Here is a 12636-nt window from a genome sequence, read left to right on the forward strand (position 1 = left end):
AGTGTTTTAAAACAAGAATATTAAAACAAAAGAAAGGAAAAAGAAGAATGACGGCAAAATTAGTGGAGAAATTTCAGGAACTTTTTGGCGCGGAAGGAGATATCCGCACTTACTTTGCACCTGGGCGCGTGAATTTGATCGGAGAACATACAGATTACAATGGGGGACACGTGTTTCCATGTGCACTGACACTTGGAACATATGGGATTGCAAGGAAGAGAGAAGATAATAAGCTTCGGTTTTACTCAGTAAATTTTGAACGGCTTGGAGTGATTGAATCATCTCTGGAGGATCTGAAACCATACAAAGCTGCAGAGTGGACGAACTATCCAAAGGGAGTGATGTGGGCATTTGAGGAGAGAGGATACAAATTGCCGAACGGACTGGATATTTTATTATATGGAAATATTCCAAACGGTTCCGGATTGTCTTCTTCTGCTTCCTTAGAAGTGTTGACGGGCGTGATTTTAAAAGATATGTTTGGATTTGATGTCTCTATGACAGATATTGCTCTGATCGGACAGTTTTCAGAGAATAATTTTAATGGATGCAATTGCGGAATCATGGATCAGTTTGCGAGTGCGATGGGAAAGAAGGACAATGCGATTTTCCTTGATACGAATACACTTCAGTATGAATATGCACCGGTTGTTCTGGAAGATGCGAAGATTGTTATCATCAACAGCAAAGTAAAACATAGTCTTGTAGATTCTGCTTACAATGACAGAAGAAACGAGTGCGAGACGGCGTTGAAGGAATTGCAGGAAGTGGTTGCTGTGCAGACATTGGGAGATTTGACAGAGGAAGCATTTGAGAAGCATAAAGATGCAATCAAGAGCGAAATCAGACAGAAGAGAGCAAGACATGCTGTTTATGAAAATCAGAGAACGATCCGTGCGGTGGAAGCTCTGAAAGAAAATCGAATTGAAGAATTTGGAAAACTGATGAACGAGTCACACAGATCACTGAGAGATGACTATGAAGTTTCTTGTAAAGAGATCGATATTCTCGTGGATCTTGCATGGGAAACAGAAGGTGTGATCGGATCTCGTATTACAGGAGGCGGATTCGGCGGATGTACGGTCAGCATTGTGAAAAACGATGCAGTAGATGGATTTATTAAAAACATCGGAGAGCAGTATCTTGCAAAAGTCGGACATGAGGCAGAATTTTATGTAGTAGACATCGGAGACGGTGCAAGAGTGCTGAATGGATAAGCCTGATTGAAAAGCGGACAGGAAATAGGATGAGTTTTAGGAGAGAAAATATGTTATCAGAAAATATTAAAAGATTAGTACAGTATGGGATCGATGCAGGATTGACACCGGAGTGCGAGCGAATCTACACAACAAATCTTCTGCTGGAATTATTTCATGAAGATGACTATGAAGAAGTAGAAGTAAACGGGGAAAAAGAGTTAGAAGAGATCTTAGGGGAACTGTTGGATGAGGCGTGCAGTCGTGGAATCATCGAGAACAGTGTAGTATATAGGGATCTGTTCGATACGAAGATGATGAACTGCCTGATGCCTCGTCCGGTGCAGGTGCAGGAGACTTTCTGGAAGAAATATGAGGAATCTCCGGAAGCTGCCACAGATTATTACTATAAGCTGAGCCAGGACAGCGATTACATCCGTCGTTACCGGGTAAAGAAAGATTGGAAATGGACGGTGGACAGCCCATATGGTGAGATTGATATTACGATCAACTTGTCAAAACCGGAGAAAGATCCAAAGGCGATCGCAGCGGCAAAAAATGCGAAAGCAAGCAGTTATCCAAAATGTCTGCTCTGTGTGGAAAATGAAGGATATGCAGGAAGAGTCAATCATCCGGCGAGGGAAAATCATAGAATCATGCCGATCACAGTCAATGACAGTGCATGGGGATTCCAGTATTCTCCATACGTATACTACAACGAACACTGTATCGTATTTAATGGAAAACACACACCGATGAAGATCGAGAAGGAAACATTTATGAAATTATTTGATTTCGTAAAATTATTCCCGCACTATTTCCTTGGATCCAATGCAGATCTTCCAATCGTAGGAGGATCGATTTTAAGCCACGATCATTTTCAGGGAGGACATTACACATTTGCGATGGCGAAAGCTCCAATCGAAAAACATTTTGAAGTAAAAGGATTTGAAGATGTGGAGAGTGGAATCGTAAAATGGCCACTGTCAGTGATCCGTTTAAGAAGCAAGGATGAGAAGCGGCTGATCGAACTGGGAACACATATCCTTGATGCATGGAGAGGCTATACAGACGAAGAAGCGTTCGTATTTGCAGAGACAGATGGAGAACCACATAATACGATCACACCGATTGCAAGAAAGGTCGGGGAGATCTATGAACTGGATCTGACACTCCGCAACAATATTACTACAGAGGAACATCCGCTGGGGCTGTATCATCCACATGCCGAGTATCACAATATTAAAAAAGAAAATATCGGATTGATCGAAGTAATGGGACTGGCAGTATTGCCGTCCAGATTGAAACAAGAACTGGAGACACTTGCAGAGTACATTGTAGAGGGCAAGGACATTTCTGAAAATGAAATGATCGAGAAACATACAAAATGGGTAGAGAAATTCCTGCCGAAGTATGATACAATTACAAAAGAGAATGTAATGGACATTTTAAAAGAAGAAGTCGGAATTGTCTTTACAAAAGTATTAGAAGATGCAGGTGTTTACAAATGTACAGAAGAAGGAAGAACAGCGTTTGCAAGATTCCTGAACACATTATAAGAAATAGAAGGCAGGCTGCATGTCAAAGATGCAGTCTGTTTTTTTCTGGAAAAAATCATTGAAAGCACCAGGCAGAGAACCTATGCAAAATGTGAATGGCAGACAGAAGGAGAGGAAATATGCCGTATAAAATTATGCTGGTAGATGATGAGGAAGAAGTCCGCACAAGCATTATCCGTAAGATGGCTTGGGAAGCACTGGGATTTCATGTAGTGGGAGATGCAGAGAATGGGGAAGACGCACTTGAGAAGATACATATTCTTGATCCGGATGTGATTATCACGGATATTCACATGCCATATATGGATGGACTTCAGCTTGCAGAGACAGTGAAAGAAAAATATCCGGGGAAGGAGGTTGTCATTTTTTCTGGATACAATGATTTTGAATATGCGAAGCAGGCGATGAAGTGCGGAGTGACAGAGTACATTTTAAAACCGGTAAACAGTGAGGAATTAGGGGAGATTCTTCAGCGGATCCGCGAGAAAAGAGACAAGTATCTTGAGCAGCAGAGAGACATCCGGATTTTAAGAGAGAATTATCGGAAGAATTTTCCGATTTTAAAAGAAAAGTTTTTAAATGACTGGATGGAAGAAAAAATCGTCAAGGAAGAGTTCTATGAGAAGCTGGAGGAATATGTTCCGGAGATTCGGGATTCTGATAGGTGGATCGTTGCGATGTTTTGTATTGAACAGGAAGAAACCGTAGAGGGAGGTGCAGTGGTAGAGGAAAAAGAATTGCACCAGGTGTCAGTGGAAAAAGTAATCGATGAATATTTGACAGAAAAGTACCCATTTGCACGATTTATCTGTGAGAAGGAGATTGGAGTAGTGATTGCGCTTTCGCAGGAGCAGACGGTTAACGAACTGCTCGGCGTGTTTGACCAGATTCAAAAAGTATGCAGACAAGTGTTTGGACTTCAGATTTCCATCGGAGTCGGAAGCAGGAAACAGTGGATCAGACAGGTGCCGCAATCGTTTATGGAAGCAAAAGAGGCAAGTGGATACCGGGCAGTTCCGGATATGGGAAGTGTGATCTATATTCGAGATGTGGAGCCAAAGAAGACAGAGACACTGATTTTTGAGGAGCAGGAGAAAAATGCACTGATCCATGCTGTCAAATTTGAACAGGAAGAGGAGATTGCGTGTGAACTTACGAAGATTATCGGTCGGATTGCAGATGGGAAGATTTACTCCAGGCAATGTAAGAGCTATGTCATCAGTGTATTGAATAGTATTTTGCAGGTTGTATGGAGCAATGAACTGGAAGAACAGAGGATTTTTGAATATGGCACAGACTGCTATGAACAGGTGCTGCATATGAAGACGACAGAGGAAGTAGAGCAGTTTCTTCTGAAACTTTGCTGTGAGATCCATACGCAGCTCGTGCAGAGAAGAGAAAATATGACGATTGATATCATTAAGGAGGCAAAAGAGTACATCCAGGAGAATTATGCCAATCCAGAACTGTCTGTTGAGATGTTGTGCAGTAGTCTGCATCTGAGTCCATCTTATTTTTCTACTGTATTTAAGAAGGAAACCGGACAAAATTATGTTGCCTATCTGACGGATGTACGGTTAAATAAAGCGGTGGAATTGTTGAATCATACAGATGACAAGACGTATATCATTGCTGCGAAAGTCGGATATCCGGAGCCCAATTATTTCAGTTATGTCTTTAAAAAGAAATTTGGTGTATCACCAAGCAAATACAAAGGAAAATCATAATGAATAGAAAATTTTATCAGAAGTGGAACGCATTTTATTCAAAAGTCAGCCTGCGCTATGTGATCTGGGGGGCATTTACACTCACAGCGCTTCTCGGTGCGGTGCTGATGGGGACTTCTTTTTATAACCGATTTTCGCTTCAGCTTCAGGGAATTGTCGAAAAGCAGAATCGGGCGCTGATTGAACAGGTCAATAATACGTTGACATCAGAACTGCGGAATATTATGAGAATTTCAGATTCTCTTTACTTTTCGGTTTTGAAGTCTGAGGAAAATGTTCCGGTGGAAGAGGGCTTTGCGCTTTTGTACGATACGAACAAGTCGTCTATCCAGAACATTGCCCTGTTTTCCAAAGAAGGGGACTTACTTGTTTCCGCACCGGCAGCAAAATTAAAGCCTGGGGTAGATGTGACGAAGGAAGCGTGGTTTCAGAATGCAGTGACACAGACAGAAAATCAGCATTTTTCCAGGCCGCATGTACAGAATTTGTTTGTCAACAGCAAGGGGAATTATGCACATGTACTGACGTTGAGCAGGATGGTGCAGGTGCCTGATGCCTATGAGGTGCAGGATGGTGTACTTTTGATCGATCTGAAATACGAACAGCTGGAGAGTATTTTCAAAAATATTTCCCTTGGGGAAGAAGGGTATATTTATCTGGTAGACGGAGCGGGGAATTTAATTTATCATCCGCAGCAGCAGTTGATCCTAGATGGGATTGAGCAGGAAAATCATGAGAAAGCATCTGCATACAAAGACGGGGTTCATGATGAGGTGTTTGAGGGACAGCATCGGAAGGTGACGATCAAGTCTGTCGGATATACAGGATGGAAAATTGTTGGGGTGGTTTCTGATAAGGCGGCACAGCTTTCCACAGTGAAAAATATTATTTTCCTGATCGCGCTTGTCATGTCTTTTATGTTAATCTTGTCAATTATCAACTCTTATATATCAAAGAAAGTGACAATCCCGATCGAGCATCTGGAAGGCGCTGTGAAGCGGATTGCGGAGGGGGATCTGGAAACAACGATCGAGGAGCGCGGAGCATATGAAATCAGTCATCTGGGACGTTCGATTCGCAAGATGAAAGTGCGGATCAAGAAATTGATGGAAGATATTGTGAGGGAGCAGGAGATTCAGAGAAAGAACGAACTGGATACGCTTCAGTCACAGATCAATCCACATTTTCTTTATAACACACTGGATATTGTCGTGTGGATGGTCGAGAATGAGAAACCACAGGATGCAGTACGCGCACTGACGGCTCTTGCACGTTTTTTTCGAATTGGATTGAGCAAAGGGAAGACGGTCATTACAGTCCGAGATGAGATCGAACATGTAAAAAATTACCTGACGATTCAGAAGATGCGTTATAAAAATAAGTTTGAATATTACTTTGAGGTGGAGGAGGAAATCCTTGAGCTATCTACGCTGAAGTTGATCCTGCAGCCGATTGTAGAAAATGCAGTTGCTTATGGAATGGAGTTTCAAGATGGGGATGGAGAAGTTTTTATCAAAGCATATTTGAAAGAAGAAAAGTTGATTTTTCAAGTTGTGGATAATGGTCCGGGAATTATGCCGGAGCGTCTGGAAGAGATTCGCGCGGGGAAAGTTGTCTCTTCGAAGAAAGGTTCGGGGATCGGTATGCGAAATGTCGGAGAGCGGATCCAGCTTGCATATGGAAAAGAATATGGAATCCAAATTGAGTCGGAGCCGGACGAAGGCACTTGTATTACATTGACGCAGCCTAAAATAGCGTATGGGCAGGAGGGAGAATTGCTGTGAAGAAAGCAGAAAAAATAGGAATTATCGCGGCGCTCTGTGGAATTATCCTTCTATTTTTAATTGCATCCACAGATTTTGTGTTGGAAGAGAACAGAAAAGAAGTGTATACCATCGCATTTGTGACTGACGGAAGTGCAGATGACCGCTTTCAATCCCTCCGGAAGGGTATGGAGAAGGCTGCGAAGAAGTGGAATGTAGATCTAGTTGTGGATGCACCATATCTCAGTGGAAATGCTGCAGAGCAGGAGGCTGCGATCGAAGAGGCGGTGGAAAATGGCGCGCAGGCGGTGATCACAGTGCCGGCAGACCAGGTACAGATGGAAAAATTTCTGGATCAGAGTAAGCTTCAGGTTCCGGTGATCACGCTGGAAAAGGAGCTTCATTCGGAAAAAAAATTTGGAGCCTATATTTATGACAGTGAAAAGTCAGCAAAAAAGCTGGCGAGAGCTGTACTGGAAGAAAAGAAAGACGCAAGCGTTGCTCTTTATGCATCAGATGTCTCGGCAAAAGAGACTGCAAATTGTCTGGATATATTAGAAAAAGAATTGGAAGACGGAGGCTGCACTGTGATCCGCAGGCAGTACCGTCAAGGATTTGAGATCGAAGGAGAAGTTATCGTTGCAGCAGATCCATACACGTTTTCGCAAATCGTCAATTTACAGAAAATTCCCGACAGGCTTTACGGAATTGGCTGTTCGAACAAGATGTTAACTTTGCTTGAAGAAGGAAAAGTGTGTGCGGCAGTGATCTGCAACGAATATGATAAAGGATATCTGAGTGTGGAGGCGGCGATGAAAAGTATCCAGAATGGGACGAGACAGCGGACAGTAAAGATGGAGCAGGTGCTTGTAAGACAGGAAAATCTCTACGACAAAGAATATGAGGCATTGTTGTTTCCGATTTCATAGTGGAAGGTCAGGGAAAAGTGATGAGAGAGTACAAAAAGTGGAAAACACAGATGGGGCTTTTGGCAGTGACAGTGGCAGTGATCTGTGTGGCAGCAGCGGGCATTTCAAGAAGAAAAGAAAAACAGAAAGAAGAGGACACACTCAAAGTCGGGATCTCGATTTATCAAAGTGATGATACGTATGTAAATTTGTTGAGGAAAAAAATAGAGCGGCAGTTGAAAGCATGCGAGAAGCAGCAGGGGATCAAGATTCATTGTAAGATTGTATCCGCAGAAAATGATCAGAATGAACAAAATGAGCAGGTGGAACATTTCGCAGCGCTTGCGTATGATGTCATCTGTGTCAATGCAGTGGATCGGACAAATGTGTCGACGATGATCGATCGTGTGGAGAAATCAGAGATTCCTCTGATTTTCTTTAACCGCCAGCCGGTACAGGATGATCTGAGAAAAGGGCAGCATATTTATTATGTAGGATCAGATGCACAGGAGTCAGGGAGATTGCAGGGAGAGCTTGTGGCATCAGTATATCGAAAGGATCCTGCGGTGTTGGATAAGAACGGAGACGGGGTTGTAGGGTATGCCGTTTTAGAGGGGGAGACCGGGCATCAGGATGCCATTATCCGTTCCGAGTGGTCAGTAAAGACAATGACATCTTCTGGAGTTCCTGCAAAAAGGATCACAGGAGGGGTTGCAAACTGGATGAAAGAGCAGGCGGCAGCAATCGTTGGACGGTGGCTGAAGGAAGAAGAGGGGGAGCTGGAACTGATTTTATGTAACAATGATGATATGGCACTTGGCGCGATCGAGACACTTCGCCAGGAGGGCAGGACAGATATCAGTGTGGTAGGCATCGATGGCACGGAGGAAGGGCTTATGGCAGTCAGAGACGGGAAGATGCTTGGAACCGTGAAGGCAGACTCTGACATTTATGCGGAATATATTGCACGCATGGTATGCGGGCTAAAAAAAGAAGGAACGGTGCCAAAGGAAATCTTGGAAGGACATGATCGGGAAGTATGGATTCCATGGGAAATTAAGATCTGTCCAGAATTGGGAGAATAGAGAGTGTAAATATGCACAAATATGTCAAATAAAAATTATATAAAATGTTTAAAATGATGATAAAATCAAAGAAAATTCATAGAATACCATAGAAATCTGTATGGAATTCTATGAATTTTTTGCTTATAATATAGTCATCAAGAACAAGAGTCGTGTTTTTAAAGGAGGAAAAAAACTATGAAAAAGAAAATCGTATGTGGAATGTTATGTGCAGCAATGTCACTTTCATTACTTGCAGGCTGCGGCGGAGGCAGTGAGGAAGGTGGAAAAGATGCAAAGAAAGACGGAGACGCAATCAAATTAGGTGTTCTCGTGTACAAATATGATGATACATACATTTCTACAGTACGTTCTGCAATCGAAAAATATGCAAAAGAAGCAGATGTTGAGATTAAACTGGATATGCAGGATGGACAGGGAGACCAGTCAAAGCAGAATGACCAGTTAGACGTTCTGATTTCTAAAGGAGTAGATGCACTTCTGATCAATGCAGTTGATACAGGTTCTGCACAGGGACTTGCAGATAAGGCGAAAGCAGCAGACATTCCGGCAGTATTCTTTAACAGAGAGCCTGCAAAAGAAGTTGTAGAATCTTGTGAAGGTATCTTCGTTGGAACAACAGCTTCAGAAGCTGGTGTAATGCAGGGAGATATGCTTGCTGATATGTATGAGGCAGACAAAGAAGCAATCGACAAAAATGGAGATGGAAAAATTCAGTATATCGTATTCAAAGGAGAACCAGGTAACCCAGAAGCTGAGGCACGTACAGAATATGCTGTAAAACAGGCAGAGGAACGTGGACTTGTGATGGACAATATGGGAATCGAACCACTTGTTGCAAACTGGATGACAGACCAGGCTCAGACACAGATGGAAGCTCAGATGTCTGCAAATGGAGATAAGATTGAAGCTGTATTCTGTAACAACGATGACATGGCACTTGGAGCAATCGCTGGTATCAATGGAAAATCAGATGCTCCGGTATTCGGTGTGGATGCAACAGAAGCTGGTATGGAAGCAATCAAATCAGGAAAAATGGCTGGTACTGTAAAACAGGATGGAGATGCAATGGGTAAGGCACTTGTTGCAATCGGTGCAAATGCAGCTCAGGGTAAAGACTTTATTGAAGGAACAGATTACGAAATGGCAGAAGACGGATTCTCAGTTCGTATTCCATATGCACCTATTACAAAATAGTTTTAAGATTCATTTGTAACATGTAACAAATAACTGAGGTGGTGCAGGAGGCAATGATTCTTGTACCACCTCTCATAGAGTGTATCAAAGGAAAGAGATATGCTCTGGAGTGTATTTGAAAGTTCTTTTCCGCAATTTTCAAACGCACTTCGCAGTATGAGGAAGAGTGGTGAGCGAAAAAATGTCAGAATATATTCTGGAAATGACGAACATTGAAAAGCAGTTCCCAGGTGTCAAAGCACTCGATAAAGCAAATTTAATGCTGAAAAAAGGAAGCGTCCACGCTCTTATGGGAGAGAATGGAGCAGGAAAAAGTACATTAATGAAATGTCTGTTCGGTGTCTATGTAGAGGATGCCGGGGAGATCAAAATTGATGGAAAACCAGTGCGTTTTACAAATCCGAAGCAAGCGCTTGACAATGGGGTGGCAATGGTACATCAGGAGCTGAACCAGGTATTGCGGCGCAGCGTAATGGAGAACCTGTGGCTTGGAAGATTCATTAAAAAGGGCGGCTTTATTGACGATAAGAAATGCTACGAGGAGACAAAGAAAATTTTTGAGGATCTTGATATTGATGTAGATCCAAAAACAATCATCGGTGAGTTGTCTGTCTCACAGAGGCAGATGGTAGAGATTGCGAAAGCAGTATCTTACGATGCCAAGATCCTTGTACTTGATGAGCCTACATCTTCCCTGACTAAGGAAGAAGTTGGACATTTATTTAGGATCATCAACCGTCTGCGCGATCGTGGAGTTGGTATGGTATATATTTCCCATAAGATGGAAGAGATTCTGGAGATTTCGGATGACGTTACGATCATGCGTGATGGAAAATGGATCGCAACAAAGTCTGCAAAAGATATCACAATGGATGAAATCATCAAGTTGATGGTAGGTCGAGATTTGACGGAACGTTTCCCGGAGAAGACTAATAAGCCGGGAGAAGTGTTGATGAAAGTAGAAGGGCTGACTGGAAAATATATGCCAAGCTGTATGGATGCTTCTTTTGAACTGAGAAAAGGAGAAGTGCTTGGCGTCGCAGGGCTTGTAGGTTCCAGAAGAACAGAGTTGCTTGAGACGATTTTCGGAATTGCACACAGAGAAAGCGGAAAGATCGAACTGCATGGAAAGGAAATTTACAATAAGGATTCCCGTCAGGCGATTAAAAATGGATTTGCACTTCTGACAGAAGAACGGCGTGCAACTGGTATCATTCCGCTTCAGAGTATTACGTTTAATGCAGTACTTGCAAACATGAAGTCTTATCTGAAATGTGGTCTTCTCTCTACAAAGAAGATGGAGAAAGATGCCAAATGGGTGATTGACAGTATGCATGTGAAGACACCTTCGTCTAAGACACATATCAAATCTCTCTCAGGAGGAAATCAGCAGAAAGTCATTATTGGACGCTGGCTTCTGACAGAGCCGGAAGTGCTGCTTCTGGATGAACCGACAAGAGGTATCGATGTCGGTGCAAAATTTGAGATTTATCAGCTGATCAATGATCTTGCCGCAAAGGGCAAAGGAGTCATGGTAGTTTCTTCAGAAATGCCAGAGCTGATCGGTATCTGTGACCGTATCCTTGTTATGAGCAATGGTCGTGTGGCAGGTATCTTAGATATGAAGAAGGATTATCACGGACAGGAGCAGGAAGAAATCATGCGACTGGCTGCAAAATACATTTAACACAGGGGGTGTCGACGTGGAAAAGAAAAAATTTAATCTCAACGAATTTTTATTAAACTATGCGTTATACATAATTTTAGGATTGATGATCATCGTAGTCATCATCATTGAACCGGGATTTTTACATCCGTCAAACTTTATTAAGATTTTAACCCAGGCGTCTACAAGAGGTATTCTTGCACTCGGTGTTGCAGGTATGATCGTACTTGCCGGAACCGACCTCTCTGCAGGACGTATCCTTGGATGTTGTGCTGCTGTATCAGCTTCTCTTGTACAGGCAACAACATATGCTTCCAGAATGTATCCGGAGATTACAAAAGATCTTCCGTTAATCTTACCACTGGCAGCAAGTATTCTGATCGGTGTTGCGTTCTGTGCACTCAACGGATTTGGTGTTGCAAAATTAAACTTGCATGCATTTATCGTCAGCTTAGGTACACAGACAATCGCATTTGGTGCAACATGTATTTATATTGACAGCCAGGAAGGCGGAGCACAGGCATTGTCTTCTTTCAATGAAAAATTCTTGAACTTTGTCAACGGATCTTTCAAGATCGGAAGCTTCGAACTTCCATACCTGATCATTTATTTTGCACTTTCTGCAACAGTTATGTGGGTGATCTGGAATAAGACAACACTTGGAAAAAATATGTTTGCAATCGGTGGAAATAAAGAAGCTGCCGCAGTATCCGGTGTAAATATTACAAAAAACATTATGGGTGTGTATCTTGTAGCCGGTGTGCTCTACGGACTTGCAGCTTTCTTAGAGGCAGGACGTATCCAGTCTGTCAATACAGGTACAGGTTTAAACTATGACCTGGATGCGATTTCAGGTTGTGTAATCGGTGGTGTATCATTCAACGGTGGTGTTGGTACAATCCCGGGAGTTGTTCTTGGTGTAGTTCTTCTTCAGGTAATCAACTACAGCTTTAACTTCCTTGGAATCAACCCATACTTGCAATATATCATCAAAGGTATTATCATTATCCTTGCAGTATCCATCGACGTAAGAAAGTATCTTGCAAAGAAATAAAAGATAGAAGGACAATAGCAATTCCTCATGTAAATCTCGTGATCTGCATGAGGAATTTTTTAGAAAGGGGCAGGCTATGAGCGAAGCACAGATGAGAAGCGCAGAAGAGGAAATAGAAGAAAAGGAAATCACAGAGAGCAAAACAGAGGAAATAGCGGAACAAGATGGGGAGAATATGCAGGAAGAAAAGCCGGAAGAAGAGAAGAAGACCGGATTTTTAAGCAGAGAAACACTTTATTCCAAAATCAATATTTCACTGAAATCTATGGACCGTTTCATTGCGATACTCATTATTCTTCTGATCGTACTGCTCGGTGTGGGGATTTTCAGTTAAAAGTTTTGGGGACGATCTAAGAAAGCTACAACAAGAAATACAGAACAAGCAAAAAAGGAAAGGCAGGGTCTTCATAGGAGGAAAGCCTTTCCTTTTCTGATAGGAATTTGATTTTGCGTTTGAACCGGGAATAAGCTATAATAAAGC

General features: G+C 42.4%; 10 protein-coding genes. All 10 read left to right on the top strand.

From position 1 onward, the window contains the following. Window positions 1–47 precede the first annotated feature (47 nt). The 10 genes from ACGG81_RS03160 (at window position 48) to ACGG81_RS03205 (ending at window position 12489) form a co-directional block, all read left to right on the top strand. Window positions 48–1217 carry a galactokinase gene (locus ACGG81_RS03160; RefSeq protein WP_009263031.1) on the top strand — a complete coding sequence of 390 codons (1170 nt, stop codon included), beginning with the start codon at window positions 48–50 and terminating at the stop codon, window positions 1215–1217. Window positions 1218–1267: 50 nt separating this feature from the next. After that, complete coding sequence (gene galT, locus ACGG81_RS03165; RefSeq protein ID WP_120092497.1) at window positions 1268–2755, top strand: UDP-glucose--hexose-1-phosphate uridylyltransferase; 1488 nt, start codon at window positions 1268–1270, stop codon at window positions 2753–2755. A 119-nt stretch (window positions 2756–2874) separates the two neighbouring features. Beyond that, window positions 2875–4482 carry a response regulator gene (locus ACGG81_RS03170; protein WP_390109550.1) on the top strand — a complete coding sequence of 536 codons (1608 nt, stop codon included), beginning with the start codon at window positions 2875–2877 and terminating at the stop codon, window positions 4480–4482. Next, on the top strand, window positions 4482–6266 hold the full coding sequence (locus ACGG81_RS03175) for a sensor histidine kinase (protein WP_390109552.1): 1785 nt from the start codon (window positions 4482–4484) through the stop codon (window positions 6264–6266). Before ACGG81_RS03170 ends, ACGG81_RS03175 begins: the two co-directional genes overlap by 1 nt. Beyond that, window positions 6263–7174, top strand: a complete 912-nt coding sequence (locus ACGG81_RS03180) for a sugar ABC transporter substrate-binding protein (protein ID WP_117577997.1) — start codon at window positions 6263–6265, stop codon at window positions 7172–7174. The genes ACGG81_RS03175 and ACGG81_RS03180 overlap by 4 nt, the downstream gene beginning before the upstream one ends. 20 nt (window positions 7175–7194) lie before the next feature. Next, window positions 7195–8238 (top strand): galactose ABC transporter substrate-binding protein, encoded by a 1044-nt coding sequence (locus ACGG81_RS03185; protein WP_390109556.1) that lies wholly within the window; start codon window positions 7195–7197, stop codon window positions 8236–8238. Between the two features lie 177 nt (window positions 8239–8415). Next, on the top strand, window positions 8416–9435 hold the full coding sequence (locus ACGG81_RS03190; RefSeq protein ID WP_009263025.1) for a galactose ABC transporter substrate-binding protein: 1020 nt from the start codon (window positions 8416–8418) through the stop codon (window positions 9433–9435). Between the two features lie 181 nt (window positions 9436–9616). Continuing rightward, entirely contained in the window at window positions 9617–11122 is a 1506-nt protein-coding gene (locus ACGG81_RS03195; protein ID WP_009263024.1) for a sugar ABC transporter ATP-binding protein, read from the top strand. Window positions 11123–11138: 16 nt separating this feature from the next. Then, window positions 11139–12155 carry a galactose/methyl galactoside ABC transporter permease MglC gene (mglC, locus tag ACGG81_RS03200; protein ID WP_016441586.1) on the top strand — a complete coding sequence of 339 codons (1017 nt, stop codon included), beginning with the start codon at window positions 11139–11141 and terminating at the stop codon, window positions 12153–12155. A gap of 76 nt (window positions 12156–12231) precedes the next feature. Beyond that, the gene (locus tag ACGG81_RS03205; protein ID WP_270196369.1) at window positions 12232–12489 is read left to right on the top strand and encodes a hypothetical protein; all 258 of its coding nucleotides are present in this window, start codon (window positions 12232–12234) and stop codon (window positions 12487–12489) included. Window positions 12490–12636 lie beyond the last annotated feature (147 nt).

The organism is Faecalimonas umbilicata (assembly GCF_042846195.1).
Classification (GTDB): Bacteria; Bacillota; Clostridia; order Lachnospirales; family Lachnospiraceae; genus Faecalimonas; species Faecalimonas umbilicata.